This is a genomic window from Allobosea sp. BK604, from assembly GCF_004341515.1.
In the GTDB taxonomy this organism is placed as follows: Bacteria; Pseudomonadota; Alphaproteobacteria; order Rhizobiales; family Beijerinckiaceae; genus Allobosea.
On sequence record NZ_SLZF01000006.1, the window covers coordinates 207,109 to 222,453 of the forward strand.

The following is a 15,345-nucleotide window of genomic DNA, read 5'->3' on the forward strand; positions in this document are numbered from 1 at the left end:
GACTAGCACGCCTTTCCGTTCGGTCGGGACGGCCGAACGGCAGAATTCGCGCCAGCTCAATCTGCATGTTCTCACCGCAAAAGTGCATGCCACTTTTGCCGAACATGCTCTAATAGACCGCAACAAGCCTGTCGGGAGGAGAGCATATGAAACGTCGCGACTTTCTGAAAACCGGCGCGCTCGCAGCGGCCGCGACACCCATCGCCATGCCCGCGATCGCGCAGTCCATGCCGGAGGTGAAATGGCGGCTGACATCGAGCTTCCCCAAGTCGCTCGACACGATCTACGGCACCGCCCAGCAATTCGCGAAGTTCATGTCGGACGCGACCGACGGCAAGTTCCAGGTGCAGACATTCTCGGCCGGCGAGATCGTGCCCGGCCTGCAGGCGCTCGACGCGGTGCAGAACGGCGCCGTCGAATGCGCGCATACCCCGATCTATTTCTACATCGGCAAGGAGCCGGCGCTCGGTCTCGGCACCGGCATCCCGTTCGGCCTCAATGCCCGCCAGCAGCATAGCTGGTGGTATTTCGGCGGCGGCGAGCCGATCATCAACGAGGCCCTGGCCAAGTTCAACGCCTACTCGATCCCCTGCGGCAATTCCGGCTGCCAGATGGGCGGCTTCTTCCGCAACGAGCTGAAGAGCGTCGACGATCTGCGCGGCCTGAAGTTCCGGATCGGCGGCATGGGCGGCTCGGTGCTGGCCAAGCTCGGCGTTGTGCCGACGCAGATCGCCGGTGGCGATGTCTATCCCGCGCTCGAGCGCGGCACGATCGACGCGGCCGAATTCGTCGGCCCCTATGACGACGAGAAGCTCGGCTTCGTGCGCGTCGCCAAATATTACTACTATCCAGGCTGGTGGGAGGGCGGCGCGATGCTGCATCTCGTCATCGGCAAGGAGCAGTGGGAGAAGCTGCCGAAGCACTACCAGGCGATCGTCTACCATGCCTGCGAAGCTGCCAATAACTGGATGCTCGCCAAGTATGACGCGGTGAACCCGGGCGGCCTGCGCCGGCTGATCCAGCAGGGTGCGCAGCTCAAGCCCTTCCCGATGCCGATCATGGAAGCGGCCCTCAAGGCGGCGGACGAGTACTACGCCGAGACCTCGGCCAAGAGCGAGGCGTTCAAGAAGGGCTACGACTCGATGGTCGCCTTCCGCGGCGAGAACCTGCTCTGGTGGCAGGTCGCCGAGCTCTCCTACGACTCCTTCATGAACCGGCTGCGCTCGCGTTCGTGAGCCCAGGAAGGACATGCCGGGTCAGGCGGACCTGACCCGGCGCGCTCCTCGGCTCGTAGCGCTACCAGGCCTCGCGCTTGCCCGGATCGAAGCGCTTCTTCAGCCCTTCCCAGCAGCCGGCGTAATCCGGCTGGAGCGCCGGCGAGCCCGCGGCATAGCCGGTGACGCGCTGGGCGAAGCGCGTCTCGAACATGAAGGCCATGGTGCCGGTCAGCTTCACCGGCTTCAGCTCGCTGGTGCTGGCATGCTCATAGGCCTGGGCGTCGGGCCCATGCGGCAGCATCATGTTGTGCAGGCTGAATCCGCCGGGAGTGAAGCCCTCGGGCTTGGCGTCGTAGACGCCATAGATCAGGCCCATGAACTCGGACATGATGTTGCGGTGATACCAGGGCGGCCGGAAGGTGTTCTCGGCCACCGCCCAGCGCTCCGGGAAGATCACGAAGTCGATATTGGCCGTGCCTTCGGTCTCGGAGGGCGCGGTCAGCACCGTGAAGATCGACGGGTCGGGATGGTCGAAGGAGATCGCCCCGACCGGCGAATAATGGCGCAGGTCGTATTTATAGGGCGCGTAATTGCCGTGCCAGGCCACGACATCGAGCGGCGACTGGCCGATCTGCGTCGCATAGAGCTCTCCGCCCCATTTGGCGTAAAGCTTCGAGGGCGCCTCATCATCCTCATAGGCTGCGACCGGAGTGAGGAAATCGCGCGGATTGGCGAGGCAGTTGGCACCGATCGGCCCGCGGTTGGGCAAGGTGAAGGCGCCGCCATAGTTCTCGCAGACATAGGCGCGGGCCGGCCCGGCGATCAGCTCGCAGCGGAAGACGACGCCGCGCGGGATGACGCAGATCTCGCCGGGCTCGATCTCGATGATGCCGAACTCGGTGAAGAAGCGCAGCCTGCCCTCCTGGATCACGACGAGCAGTTCGCCATCGGCGCAGAAGACATATTCGCGCTCCATCGAGGCGGTGACGAAGAGCATATGGGCGGCCATGCCCGCCTGCGTGTCGGCATCGCCGGCCGTGGTCAGGGTGCGCAGGCCGCTGACGAAGGTGAGCTTCTCCTGCGGAATCGGGATCGGGTTCCAGCGCAGCTGGCCGATCGGCATGTCGGCCTCGTCGCGGCAGGGCGCGGTGCGGATCAGGCCCCGGTCGACCTTCTTCCAACGCCCACTATGCTTGACGCTCGGGCGGATGCGGTAGAGCCAGGAGCGCTCATTCGAGGAGCGCGGCGCGGTGAAGGGCGAGCCGGAGAGCTGCTCGGCATAGAGCCCATAGGCCGGCTTCTGCGGCGAGTTGCGGCCGATCGGAAGCGCGTCCGGCAGCGCCTCGGTCTCGAAACTGTTGCCGAAGCCGGACATATAGCGCGGGCCGGTGCCCGCCTGCCCCGACGGAGAGCCTTGGATCTTGGCCTGGACGTTCATGAGCTTCTCCCTCGGCTATCCACCAGTTTTGACAAGCGCCCCGGTTCCGGAACAATCAACGCCGTGCGCGACGACCAGCGCAATTAGTTGCAAGTGAAACTAATGTCAACGAACCTGCCTTCCACGCAAGACCTGCTGCATCTCGAACTCTTCCTGCCCTACCGGCTCAATGTCGTCGGCTCCTTCGCGAGCCGGGCGCTCGGGCGCATCTACGACGAGCGTTTCGGCATCGGCATCCCGGAATGGCGCGTCATCGCGCAGCTCGGCGAATTCGGCCGGCTGACCTCGCGCGACATCGGCGAGCTGTCGCAGATGCACAAGACCAAGGTATCACGGGCCGTCACCGAATTGGAGAAGCGCGGCTTCATCACCCGCAGCGAGAACCGGCAGGACCGGCGCGAATCCTTCATCGCGCTGACGGCGCCGGGCGCGCGGATCTATGCCGAGATCGTGCCGCTGGCGCTCGCCTTCCAGGCGCGCTGGACGGAAGGGCTGGCGCCGGAGGAACTGCGCGTGTTCGAGCGCGTGCTTTCGATCCTGACCGAGCGCGGCCGCCATCTCGCCGGCACCTATCACGAAAACGAGCGCTAGGGCAGTTGGGGCGTGGTCTTGTCGCAGAAGTGGGAACCACTCCTGCGGAACAGGCTGCAATTGCCGCACCCCGGCAAATATGCCATGCGGGAGCCGGTAAAGCCGGTTCCCGAATCTGTGCGGAGCCGTCGCAGGCGCTGTCCATAGTTCCGTCGCGTTTGGCGGTTGGTGTTGCAGCCGAACGATCTCCAGCTGCGGTGGATCGAACAAGCAGGTGATGTGGCCGGACCGGCGATGAAATTGCTTAGACTTCCCAGACGCCTCGGTACGATGCTGATCGCCTTCGCCGCGATGAGCGGCGCCGCCTTTGCTCAATCCCCGGCCTGCAACGCCTGGCGCTCGGAGCTTGCCAGCCTCCAGGGCCAGCGCGGCGGCGGCGATGCGCGAGCGGCGCAGCAGGCCCAGCGCATCGGCGCGCAGCTTTCCCAGCTCGCCGGCCAGTTCCGCTCGATGGGCTGCGAGCGTGGCGGCTTCCTGTTCTTCGGCGAGCAGCCGCCACCGCAATGCGGCGGCATCCGCGCCCAGATGAACCAGCTCCAGGCGCAATATCAGGCCTGGCAGCGCCAGGCCCAGGGCGGCGGCGTCGACCAGCGCCGCGCCCAGCTGCAGGCGATGATCGACGGCAATTGCCGGGCGCAGCCGGAGCGTCGCGGCTTCTTCGAGACGATCTTCGGCGTCGATCCGCGCCGCCCGGCCGAGCTCGATTCGGGCCTGCCCGAGCTCGACCCCGATCAGCCGACACAGCCGACCGAGGACAGGCCACGCCAGGGCGGCCCCTACACGGTCTGCGTCAGGACCTGCGACGGCTTCTTCTTCCCGCTCGCCAACAGCCCGGGCGGCAGCAGCGGCCAGGACGAGATGTGCCAGGCGCTGTGCCCGGGCACAGAAACTTTCGCGTTCGGCATGTCGAGCGGCGGCGATATCCAGAACGCCGTCCAGCGCTCGACCGGCACACCCTATTCCTCGCTGCCCAACGCCGGAAAATACACCCGCAGCTTCGACGCCGCCTGTACCTGCAAGACGCGAGGCGAGAGCTGGGTGCAGGTGCTGCGCAATGCCGAGGACCTGCTCGAGAAGCGCAAGGGCGACATCATCGTCACCGAGCAGCGCTCGCTCGAGATGTCGCGGCCGAAGGTGGATCCCAAGGCCGATCCGAAGACCGACCCCAAGCGCAAGCCCCAGACCCCGGCACCGGTTCCGACCTCGGCCTCGGCCGACCCGACGGATGTGCCGATGCCCTCCGAGAACTCGCCGACCTCCGGCACCGAATCGGCCGGCATGGGCCCGCAGACCGTCGAGCCCGACAAGACCGTCCAGCAGGGCGACGGGCTGAAGAAGGAAAGCAAGAGCGTCACCGGCGAGCGCCGTACCGTCCGCATCGTGGCGCCGAATCTCGCGCCCAATCTCGGCCCCGCGAACGCACGGCCCTGAGGGGCGCCTCGCCGTGCTCGCCCTTGTGGTAAGCATCCACGTCTTGAACACCGCCCTGCATCAAGGAAGACGTGGATGGTCGGGACAAGCCCGACCATGACGGGAAAGGCCGTACCCAGTCCCTGGATTGCTTCGTCGCTGCGCTCCTCGCAATGACGGACTGCGCATCGGCCCGAAAACTGGATTGCCGTTTTCGGAACAAGCCGATGCGATGACAGGAAGCTCGATCATCGGACCGATGATCAAGCCATGCGTTTTTGTGAGCCCGGCCACGCCCCTCACTTCCTCGAAAGCATGGAACGCATGGCCTAGATGTCTTCCATAACCCGGCCTGTCCCGCTGCCGGAATCGGCCTGTGGTCCGATGTCTGGCGGCGCCGCGTGGCCCTTGCGGAGGCATGCCCATGTCCGAATCGACCGCGAACCCCCATCAGGGCCTCGACGTCGCCGACACCACCCGCCGGCTGAAGGCGATCTTCATCGGTTCGGTCGGCAACCTCGTCGAATGGTATGATTTCTACGCCTACACCGCCTTTGCGCTCTATTTCGCGCCGAAATTCTTCCCCTCGGCCGATCCGGTGGTGCAGCAGCTCAACGCCGCCACGCTCTTCGCCGCCGGCTTCATCGTGCGGCCGCTCGGCGGCTGGCTCTTCGGCCATCTCGCCGATCGCTATGGGCGGCGCCTTTCGCTGACCATCTCGGTGCTGATGATGTGCTTCGGCTCGCTGATCATCGCGCTGACCCCGACCTATGCGACGATCGGCTTTGCGGCTCCGGCCCTGCTCGCGCTCGCCCGCATCATCGAGGGCCTGAGCCTCGGCGGCGAATATGGCGCCAGCGCCACCTATCTCACCGAAATCGCAGATCCGAACCATCGCGGCTTCTATTCGAGCTTCCAGTACGTGACGCTGATCGGCGGCCAGCTCACCGCCATCCTGGTGCTGCTCCTGCTGCAGAATGTCTTCCTGACGCATGATCAGCTGGTCGAATGGGGCTGGCGCATCCCCTTCGTCATCGGCGCGCTGCTCGCGACCACCGCCATGTACATGCGCCGCGACATGCACGAGACCGATTCCTTCATCGAGGCCAGCAAGTCGGGGAAGAAGCGGGAGAGCTCGCTGCGCGGCCTGCTCAACTATCCGCGCGAGGTCGCGATCGTGGTCGGCCTCACCGCCGGCGGCACGGCGGCCTTCTACACCTTCACCACCTATATGCAGACCTTCGTGAAGCAGACGGTCGGCCTTTCCGACATCACGACGACCTATGTCATCGCCGGCTCGCTGATCTTCGCCTCGCTGCTGCAGCCGGTCTATGGCGCGCTCTCGGACCGGATCGGCCGCAAGCCGCTGCTGATCTTCTTCGGCGTCGCGGGCACGCTCCTGACCGTCCCGATCCTGACCTACCTGTCGCAGACCAAGTCGCCCTGGGTCGCCTTCCTGCTGATCTCCGGCGCCTGGGTCTTCGTCGCCGGCTATACCTCGATCAATGCGGTGGTGAAGGCCGAGCTGTTCCCGACCTCGATCCGCGCCACGGGCGTCGCCGTGCCCTATGCGCTGACGGTCTCGATCTTCGGCGGCACGGCGCCTGCCATCGCGCTGTTCTTCAAGCAGCAGGGCCATGAGGAATGGTTCTACTACTACCTCTCGGCCGTGATCTTCATCTCGCTGCTGGTCTACTCGACCATGCGCGACACCAAGCATGAATCGGCGATGCACCGGCACGAGTGAGCATGCCCAGGGGGTGGCGAGCGGGATCGCCACCCCTGATCGGTTACGGAGGGCTCGGTCGGCGGCCGGGCGCGCCTCAGTGAGAGCCTGAAGGGGATATCGATTCGACAGCGATTCATCTGCCACGAAGGTCGCTTTGCCTGACCGTACGCCTGCGGAACCTCAGCGCCGCAGCGTCGTTGGTTCGGCAAGACATACTGTCAGGAGATGAATGATGATGAAGAAGCTTGCATTCGCCGCTGTGCTGGCCGTGCTGCCTGTCACCGCTTTCGCCCAGAGCAGCGGCGTCGTGGTCCGCGATCCCACTGGCGGCTCGACCCGCGATCCGGCGCTGGGTGTCGGAACGGTCGAGGTTCCGCTGACGCGTGACCCGGCCGGTGGCACGATGGTCGACGATACCCCTCGCTTCCGGACCTATGTGATGGAACAGCACCTGCCATCCTATAGCTATGCTCCCCCGATGGCGGTCGGAACGGTGCTGCCGGATGACGGGGTCGTCTATCGCGAGGTCCCGGTCGAATACGGCGCGCAGGGCTATCGCTACACGGTGGTGAACGGGCGCACCGTCCTGGTCGAGCCGGGCACCCGCCGGATCGTCCAGATCATCAACTGACCGGGCCTCTATCCGACTGAAAGAAAGCCCGCCCCATCATGGGGCGGGCTTTCTGCGCGATCAGCAGATCGGCCCGAACGTGGGTAGCGGCTTTCGGAAAAGCCGCTGCGAAGACAGGGAGCCGGGGCGTCAGGCTGCCTCGCCCTGCAACCGCTGCAGAGCCTTCTCGCGCCCGATCAGCGGCAGCAGAGCCGCCAGCTCCGGGCCATGGTCAAGCCCGGTCAGCGCCTGGCGCAGCGGCATGAACAGCGCCTTGCCCTTGGCGCCGGTGGCGGCGCCGACGGCCTGCGTCCAGCTCTTCCAGGTCGTCGCATCGAAGGGCCCGGGCGGCAGCAGCGAGGCCGCGGTCGCGGCGAAGGCGGGATCGGCGATGACCGGCAGCAGCGGCCCCTGCACGACCTGCCACCAATCCTTCGCTTCGGCGAGCCTGGCGAGATTGCCGCGCACGGCGAGCCAGAAATTCTCGCCGCCTTCGACGCCGAGCGCCTGCAGGCGCTGCGCCACCGCCTCATACGGCAGCTGATGCAAGGTCCGGGCGCTGAGCGCGTCCAGCTCATGCTCGTCGAACTTGGCGGGTGCGCGCGAGACATGGCCGAGATCAACGAGGCCGGCGAGCTCGTCGAGGCTCGAGACCGGCCGGACGGAATCGGACGAGCCGACCAGGACCGCGAGCGCCGCGACGGCCAGCGCCTCGACGCCGGAGTCGCGCAGGCCGCGCAGCGAGAGATGGCCGAGGCGTTTCGACAGCCCCTCGCCGCTCGCCGTGGTCAGCAGGTTGACATGGCCGAAGGCCGGCAGGGCTGCGCCCAGCGCCTCGAAGATCTGGATATGGACGGCCGTGTTGGTGACGTGGTCCTCGCCCCGGATGATATGCGTGATGCCGGTGGCGATGTCGTCGACCACCGAAGGCAGGTGGTAGAGATAGCTGCCATCCTCGCGGATCAGCACCTGGTCTGACAGCGACGCGCAATCGACATGGGCCTCGCCGCGCACCAGATCGTTCCAGGCCACGACACGGGCATCGAGCTTGAAGCGCCAATGCGGCTTGCGGCCTTCCGCCTCAAGCGCGGCGCGCTCGGCGGCCGTCAGCTTCAGGGCCGCGCGGTCGTAGATCGGCGGCTGGCCGCGGGCGAGCTGGCGCTTGCGGCGGCGATCGAGCTCGTCGGCCGTCTCGTAGCAGGGATAGAGCCGGCCCGACTCGCGCAGCCGCCGCGCTGCATCCTCGTAGAGCGCGACGCGGTCGGACTGGCGGAAGGTCTCGTCCGGGATGATGCCGAGCCAGGCCAGATCCTCGGCGATGGCATCGGCGAATTCGGCCTTCGAGCGCGCGATATCGGTATCGTCATAGCGCAGCAGGAAGCGCCCGCCATGCCGGCGCGCGAACAGCCAGTTGAACAGCGCGGGCCGCGCATTGCCGATATGGAGATAGCCGGTCGGCGACGGCGCGAAACGAACGAGCGGAGTGGTCATGGCAGGGCTTATGCCGCTTCTGCCCGCGGCCGACAATCGCCCTCGTCGGAACGTCGCGCGGGCAGATGATGACCCCGCTCGCAAGCGCAGGACGAACCACCCCTATTCCCGCAGCGCAGAATGATCGGTGTTGCATCGCAGCACAGCTCGCCGCTACGGTTAGTCATTCGACTGGACCCGGTGAAATTCCGGGTGGCTCTTCCGGCCGCCGATCCGCCGGACAACGCAACTGACCATTCCCTTCCGCCCGCCCACCAGCGGACGCGGACGTCTCTTGCGGATTTTTCCCATGCCCCAGCATTCCCCTTACTACCGCCAGTGGTTCTCCAATATTCGCGGCGACATCCTGTCCGGCATCGTCGTCGCGCTCGCGCTGATTCCCGAAGCGATCGGCTTTTCCGTCATCGCCGGCGTCGATCCCAAGGTCGGGCTCTTCGCCTCCTTCGCCATCGCCTGCGTCTCCGCCTTCGTCGGTGGGCGGCCCGGCATGATCTCGGCGGCAACCGCGGCGACAGCCGTGCTGATGGTGACCTTGGTCAAGCAGCACGGGCTGAACTATCTCTTCGCCGCGACGATCCTGATGGGGTTGCTGCAGATCGCGGCAGGCTTCCTGAAGCTCGGCCGCCTGATGAATTTCGTCTCGCGCTCGGTCATCACCGGCTTCGTCAATGCGCTCGCCATCCTGATCTTCATGGCGCAGCTGCCGGAACTGATCGGCGTGCCCAGCCTGACCTATGCGATGATCGCCGCCGCGCTCGCGATCATCTACCTGTTTCCCTATGTGACCAAGGCGATCCCCTCGCCGCTCGTCGCGATCATCGTATTGACGGCGGTTACGTGGTCGATGGGCCTGAACCTGCGCACGGTCGGCGATCTCGGCGAACTGCCCGCGACCTTGCCGGTCTTCGCGCTGCCGCAGGTCCCGCTGACCTTCGAGACGCTGCAGATCATCTTCCCGTACTCGCTGGCGCTGGCGGCCGTCGGCCTGCTCGAATCGCTGCTGACGGCGCAGATCGTCGACGACCTGACCGACACCCAGAGCAACAAGAACCAGGAATGCTTCGGCCAGGGCGCGAGCAACATCGCCTCGGCGCTGATCGGCGGCATGGGCGGCTGCGCCATGATCGGCCAGTCGGGCATCAATATCGCCTCGGGCGGGCGCGGCCGGCTCTCGACCTTCGTCGCCGGCGCCTTCCTGCTCGTCCTGATCCTCGTGCTCGACGATCTCGTGCGGATCATCCCCATGGCGGCGCTGGTCGCGGTGATGATCATGGTCTCGGTCGGCACCTTCTCCTGGCGCTCGATCCTCGATCTCAGGCGTAATCCACCGACATCCTCGATCGTGATGCTGGCGACCGTGGTCACCGTCGTCGCGACGCATGATCTCGCCAAGGGCGTCATCGTCGGCGTGCTGCTGTCGGGGGTGTTCTTCGCCGGAAAGGTGGCACGGCTGGTCAAGGTCGAGCTACTCGGCGACGCCGAACGGCGCCGCTATGTCGTGCGCGGCCAGATCTTCTTCGCCTCGACCGAAAGCTTCCTGCGCGGCTTCGATTTCGAGGAGGCGCCGGGCCAGGTCAGCATCGACGTCTCCCATGCCCATTTTTGGGACATCAGCGCCGTCGGCGCGCTCGACAAGGCCGTGCTCAAGTTCCGCCGTGGCGGCGCCGAGGTCGAGGTGATCGGCCTCAACGAGGCAAGCGCGACGATGGTCGACCGCTTCGCGCTGCACGACAAGGATGGAGCAAGTTCGGCCCCGGCGCATTGAGCGGTACCGGCCGGGGCTCAGAGCCTCAGAAGTCGAAGCTCTCGCCTCCGGCCTTGCCGACGCCTTTCACCAGCGTCGTATCCGGCGCGTAGGCGCCCTCGCCCGAATCCCGGAACCGGTTCACGATCGGATAGCGCCGGTCGCGGCCAAAGTTCTTGCGGGTGACCTTCACGCCCGGCGCTGCCTGGCGGCGCTTGTACTCGGCAAGATAGAGCAGCCGCTCGACCTTCTTGACCGTATCGATGTCATGGCCGCGCGCCACGATATCGGCGAGCCGCATCTCGTGCTCGATCAGGCAGGCGAGGATGTCGTCGAGCACCTCGTAGGGCGGCAGCGAGTCCTGGTCCTTCTGGTTCTCGCGCAGCTCGGCCGAGGGCGGCTTGACGATGATATTATGCGGGATGACCTCGCCGTCAGGTCCGAGCGCGCCTGTCGGCTTCCAGCGGTTGCGCAATTCGCAGATGCGGAAGACCTCGGTCTTGTAGAGGTCCTTGATCGGGTTGTAGCCGCCGTTCATGTCGCCATAGAGCGTGGCGTAGCCGCAGGACATCTCCGACTTGTTGCCGGTCGTCACCACCATCGGCCCGAACTTGTTGGAGATCGACATGAGCAGCGTGCCGCGGACGCGGCTCTGCAGGTTCTCCTCGGTGATGCCGCGATTGGTGCCGGCGAAGAGATCGGCGAGCGCCCGCTCGAAGCCCTCGACCGGCTCGGCGATCGGCACGATCTCGTAGCGCACGCCGAGCGCCTCGGCGCAGGCCTTGGCGTCGTCCAGGCTCTCCTGCGAGGTGAAGCGGAAGGGCATCATCACGCAGCGGACCTTGTCGGCGCCGAGCGCGTCGACCGCCATGGCGGCGCAGATTGCCGAGTCGATGCCGCCGGAGAGGCCGAGCACGACGCCGGGAAAGCCGTTCTTCTGGACATAGTCGCGCAGGCCGAGCACGCAGGCGGCGTAGTCGGCCTCCTCACTGCTTTCGACCACGGCGATCTCGCCGGGCTTGCAGCGCCATTGCCCGTCCTCGCGCACCCAGTCGGTGATGCCGAGGGCCTCGCGGAAGGCGGGAAGCTGGCAGGCGAAGCTCTTGTCGGCATTGAGCACGAAAGAGGCGCCTTCGAAGACGAGCTCGTCCTGGCCGCCGAGCTGGTTGAGATAGACCATCGGCAGGCCGGATTCGACGACGCGGGCGACCGCGACATTGAGGCGCTCGTCGATGACGCCGCGGCGATAGGGCGAGCCGTTCGGCACCAGCAGGATCTCGCCGCCGGTCTCGCTGAGGCACTCCACCACCTCCTCGCCCCAGATATCCTCGCAGATCGGCAAGCCCAAGCGGATATGGTTGCGGAAGACGACCGGACCGGGCAACGGGCCGGGCTCGAAGACGCGCTTCTCGTCGAAGACGCCGTAATTCGGCAGGTCGACCTTGAAGCGCACCGACTGGATCAGCCCCGCATCGAGCAGGGCGTAGGCGTTGTAGAGCTTGCCGTCCTCGACCCAGGGCAGGCCGACGAGCACGGCCGGGCCGCCATCGGCGGTCTCGCGCGCCAGCGCCTCGCAGGCCTTGCGGCAGGCGTCCTGGAAGGCCGGCTTGAGCACGAGATCCTCCGGTGGATAGGCCGAGAGGAACAGCTCGGGGAACATGACGAGATCGGCATCGGCCGCGGCAGCCTGCTTGCGGGCGGCGCGGACCTTCTCGGCATTGCCGGAGACATCCCCGACAACCGGATTGAGCTGGGCCAGAGCGAGGCGGAAGGAGGTCGCTGTCATGCGTCCGCTTTAGCGCGCGCAAGTGACGCCAGCAACGGCAGGCATGACGCGCCCGGCCTGCGTCTGGAGGCGCGGCGGCTTAACCTGTCAGCACAGGGTCGAGCGAAAATCGGCGGAATAGCGCAGCTCGCGCAGCGGCCGCACGCGCTGCGTGGTCTCGGCATAGATCGGATGCGCCTTGTAGGCGGCAAGCGCCACCTCGTCGGCGAACTCGGCGTAGACGACGACATCGACGTCGTTGCCCATCGGGTCGACCTTGCCATTGGCGACGACCTCGAAGGCGCTGGCATGCGGGATCTCGCCGAGCCGGGCCAGGCCGGAGCGAATGGCCTCGACATCCTCGGGACGCCTGGCGGTGAAGAAGACGATATGCCGGATCATGGCCCTCCCCTTAGGCTGCGTCGCGGCCCGGCGCCACCCGCAGAGCAGGTTCCAAACGAAAAAGGCCCGGCCTCCTTCCGGAGTGCCGGGCCTTGTGACCGTCGTCGCGCGTGCGAACGGTCGCTACTGATACCGGTTCGCCGTCACTGCAGCAGAATGGCGAGGATGAAGCCCGTTGCCGTTACCAGCATGGCGAGAGAGGCCAGCTTCCGCAGTGCCGGGATTTGGTTCCGAGGTCTCCAAAATTCAATGGCTGACATTCTGTCCTCCGTTGCAGCTACCTCCGACCGGAGCGGCCGGTAGATCCGCGGCTCGTAAACCGGTCAGCGGTAGTGGCCCTGGATGAGTGCCGCTGCGTCAACGCGCGTGCTGAGACAAAGTTCGGATTGCACAGCGGAGACTGCGAAAACAGAAAAGGCCGGCGCCACCCCGAGGGATGACGCCGGCTCTCGATGTCAGGTTCAATCAGGCGAAGATCAGCTGATCGGCGAGCTGGGCGACGGTGAAGTTGGTGAGGACGATGCCCCCGGAACCGCCGAGCGTCCCAGTGCTGATGACGACACTGGTGCCGCTCTGGTTGAACGTCAGCTGCGCCGGGTTGACGCCCTCGAATCGCAGATAGTCGAAGTTGTTTGCGGTCTCGCCGAAACCGTCGATCACGTCGAAAACGCCAGCCTCGAAGTCGGAGGCCAAGGTCCAGTACTGGTCGTTGCCGGCGCCACCCACGGAGTAGTCCGCGCCGGAGCCGCCCAGAAGCTGATCCGAACCGTCACCGCCATACAACTGATCGGCACCACCCTGGCCATAGAGCCAGTCGTTGCCGCCCTGGCCGTGCAGGACGTTGGCAGCGCCATCGCCGATCAGATAGTCCTGCTGGGCAGAACCGATCAGGCCTTCGACATTGACAAGTGTATCGCCCTGGGCATCGCCGCCCACGCCCATGCCGACATCGAGCCGCACGACCACGCCGTTGAGCGAGCCGTCATAGCGCGCGTAGTCGAAGCCGGCGCCGCCGTCGATCCAGTCGGCGCCCTCGCTGCCGTCGAGCTGGTCGTTATCGGCTCCGCCATCGAGATAGTCGTCACCGGTCCTGCCGACGAGCGTATCGGCGCCGCTGCCACCGAGAATCGTATCCCTGTCCGCGCCGCCGTCGAGATAGTCGTTACCGCGACCGCCATCGAGATAATCATCGCCGGCGCCTCCGAACAGGCCTGGTGTCGCAGTTACACCGTTGGGCCCAACAGTTATCGCTGCACCTGAGTCATCTCCATCGCCGCCGTAAAGCGTATCGTTCCCGGCGTAGCCATAAAGAGCGTCGCGACCCGAGCCGCCTTCGATATAGTCAGGACTGGCGACCCCCGTGGGGTCAGCTTGTATGTAATCGTCACCGGTCCCACCAAACGCGTTCTCGGCGCTTCCTGTATTTCCCATCTGAATCCAGTCATTCCCGGAACCGCCGTAATAATCGCCCCAGGCACCGCTGGTCCAACGGGCGTAAAGATAGTCGTTTCCCTCGCCTCCTTCCCAATAATCATAGCCAGAGATCGATGATCCCAAGGTATCATTGCCTCGACCGCCATAAAGGAAGTCGTACGAAGCCTCGGGTGGCGCGTCGTTCACATCTGTTCCGTAAAAGACTGGCATTCAAATCTCCTGCTTAAACCGATCTGCAGAGAACCAAATCCGGAACTCTGCAAGATGCTACCAGTTCCGATAGGGTCTAGACGTACTTCATATGAATGACCCCGGGTCGAGACGATCGCCGCAGCGGGTTTCTTCGCGCGCTTGACTGCAAGGGCGACGGCGATTGCCGGGGCGGATGGGCTCGGCAATTTCAGGGCGGCTTCGTCGGCGATTGATAGGCGCCAGCTTCGGCCCGAACTCGCGCAACATCTGCTGCGCCATGATCTCGGCCCGGCGCACGACCGAACAAGCCTGCAAACTTTTCGGCGAAAAGGCCGATGGAACAGGGGTTGACGACGATGGAGACGTTAACCGGGCATTAGGGTTACTATTGGATGAATACCCTCAGGCGACACACGCAGGCCGAGACGGCCCCGCCTCTGGGAGATGGGAATGCATATCCGTTCGGTTGCATCGTTGATCGGCGCGACGGCGCTCGCGCTGTCCCTGACGGCCGCGCAGCAGGCCTCGGCGGCGGACTATCCGGTCCTGCGCGGCTCGCAGATCGAGGACGTGCCGCCGGCACCCGATTTCCAGGGCGGCTCCTTCAACTGGACCGGCTTCTATTTCGGTGCCTTCGCCGGTCAGTCGCAAACCAGCTTTCGAACAGATCGCGGCGTCATGGACCTCGCCAATGGCGCCTTCAATGCGACGACAGTTCTGAGCGAAATCACGCCAGGTCAACTGGTTCTCACCAGTGCTCGCGACGATTCCGGCATGACGTTCGGCGGCTTCCTCGGCTACAACATCGCCTTCGGCGACGCGGTCGTCGGCGTCGAAGCCGAGTATTCGCGGATGGACCAGGAGACGAGCGCATCCACGCTCGAAGGGCGCCGGCTCTCGTCGGGCGACATCTATGTCGCATCGGTCCAGAACGCCAAGCTCAGCGACTACATCAACGCCAGGCTTCGCTTCGGCTATGCTTATGGACGGGTGATGCCCTATCTCACAGCCGGCGCTGCGGCGGGACGCTTCGACACGAATGTCGCCGTGGCCGCAGATTGGCTCAGCCCGACCAACAACTACACGACCAGCTTCTTCGGCTACCCCAGGGTTCTCGGCGGCCCCAAAAAGGACGTCTGGGGCTATGGCTTCAGTGTCGGCGGCGGCCTCGAGGCCGCCCTGCTCGACAACGTCATCGTCCGCGGCGAATACCTCTTCACGCGCTTCAACAATGTCGAAGGCGTCACGGTCAACGTGAACACCGCCCGCGTCGCGGCAGCGATCAAGTTCTGAGCCCGAGTCGAAGGGCGGCGCGGACAGAG

General features: G+C 65.5%; 12 protein-coding genes and 1 other annotated feature. Of the genes, 7 read left to right on the forward strand and 5 right to left on the reverse strand.

Going from position 1 to position 15,345, the window contains the following annotated elements; all coding sequences use genetic code 11:
• Nucleotides 1-146 precede the first annotated feature (146 nt).
• Nucleotides 147-1,235 (forward strand): TRAP transporter substrate-binding protein, encoded by a 1,089-nt coding sequence (locus tag EV560_RS19655; protein ID WP_131857492.1) that lies wholly within the window; start codon nt 147-149, stop codon nt 1,233-1,235.
• Between the two features lie 61 nt (nt 1,236-1,296).
• Here the strand turns inward: EV560_RS19655 and hmgA are convergent, their stop codons facing one another.
• The gene (gene hmgA / locus EV560_RS19660; RefSeq protein WP_131857493.1) at nt 1,297-2,655 is read right to left on the reverse strand and encodes a homogentisate 1,2-dioxygenase; all 1,359 of its coding nucleotides are present in this window, start codon (nt 2,653-2,655) and stop codon (nt 1,297-1,299) included.
• Nucleotides 2,656-2,757: 102 nt separating this feature from the next.
• Here hmgA and EV560_RS19665 point away from each other — a divergent pair, with 102 nt between their 5' ends.
• The 4 genes from EV560_RS19665 to EV560_RS19680 all read left to right on the forward strand — a co-directional run bounded on the left by EV560_RS19665 (nt 2,758) and on the right by EV560_RS19680 (nt 7,016).
• Entirely contained in the window at nt 2,758-3,246 is a 489-nt protein-coding gene (locus tag EV560_RS19665; RefSeq protein WP_131857494.1) for a MarR family winged helix-turn-helix transcriptional regulator, read from the forward strand.
• Nucleotides 3,247-3,480: 234 nt separating this feature from the next.
• Complete coding sequence (locus EV560_RS19670) at nt 3,481-4,677, forward strand: DUF2865 domain-containing protein (protein ID WP_131857495.1); 1,197 nt, start codon at nt 3,481-3,483, stop codon at nt 4,675-4,677.
• Between the two features lie 403 nt (nt 4,678-5,080).
• Complete coding sequence (locus tag EV560_RS19675) at nt 5,081-6,403, forward strand: MFS transporter (RefSeq protein WP_131857496.1); 1,323 nt, start codon at nt 5,081-5,083, stop codon at nt 6,401-6,403.
• Nucleotides 6,404-6,620: 217 nt separating this feature from the next.
• Complete coding sequence (locus tag EV560_RS19680; RefSeq protein ID WP_465247023.1) at nt 6,621-7,016, forward strand: DUF1236 domain-containing protein; 396 nt, start codon at nt 6,621-6,623, stop codon at nt 7,014-7,016.
• A gap of 129 nt (nt 7,017-7,145) precedes the next feature.
• Here EV560_RS19680 and gltX read toward each other — a convergent pair whose 3' ends face one another.
• A complete protein-coding gene (gene gltX, locus EV560_RS19685) occupies nt 7,146-8,486 on the reverse strand; it encodes a glutamate--tRNA ligase (RefSeq protein WP_131857498.1) in 1,341 nt (446 codons plus the stop codon).
• 170 nt (nt 8,487-8,656) lie between these two features.
• Nucleotides 8,657-8,712, forward strand: a sequence feature (sul1 is cis-regulatory element that is thought to sense ions involved in sulfur or methionine metabolism; They are found in Alphaproteobacteria).
• Between the two features lie 63 nt (nt 8,713-8,775).
• Here gltX and EV560_RS19690 point away from each other — a divergent pair.
• The gene (locus EV560_RS19690) at nt 8,776-10,251 is read left to right on the forward strand and encodes a SulP family inorganic anion transporter (protein ID WP_131857499.1); all 1,476 of its coding nucleotides are present in this window, start codon (nt 8,776-8,778) and stop codon (nt 10,249-10,251) included.
• 25 nt (nt 10,252-10,276) lie between these two features.
• Here the strand turns inward: EV560_RS19690 and EV560_RS19695 are convergent, their stop codons facing one another.
• The 3 genes from EV560_RS19695 to EV560_RS19705 form a co-directional block, all read right to left on the reverse strand.
• A complete protein-coding gene (locus EV560_RS19695; RefSeq protein WP_131857500.1) occupies nt 10,277-12,016 on the reverse strand; it encodes an NAD+ synthase in 1,740 nt (579 codons plus the stop codon).
• 87 nt (nt 12,017-12,103) lie between these two features.
• The gene (locus EV560_RS19700) at nt 12,104-12,397 is read right to left on the reverse strand and encodes a Dabb family protein (RefSeq protein ID WP_131857501.1); all 294 of its coding nucleotides are present in this window, start codon (nt 12,395-12,397) and stop codon (nt 12,104-12,106) included.
• 465 nt (nt 12,398-12,862) lie between these two features.
• Complete coding sequence (locus EV560_RS19705; RefSeq protein WP_131857502.1) at nt 12,863-14,041, reverse strand: calcium-binding protein; 1,179 nt, start codon at nt 14,039-14,041, stop codon at nt 12,863-12,865.
• 432 nt (nt 14,042-14,473) lie between these two features.
• On the opposite strand from EV560_RS19705, the gene EV560_RS19710 reads away from it, so the two are divergent.
• Complete coding sequence (locus EV560_RS19710; protein WP_165923551.1) at nt 14,474-15,316, forward strand: outer membrane protein; 843 nt, start codon at nt 14,474-14,476, stop codon at nt 15,314-15,316.
• The last annotated feature ends 29 nt before the right edge of the window (nt 15,317-15,345 follow it).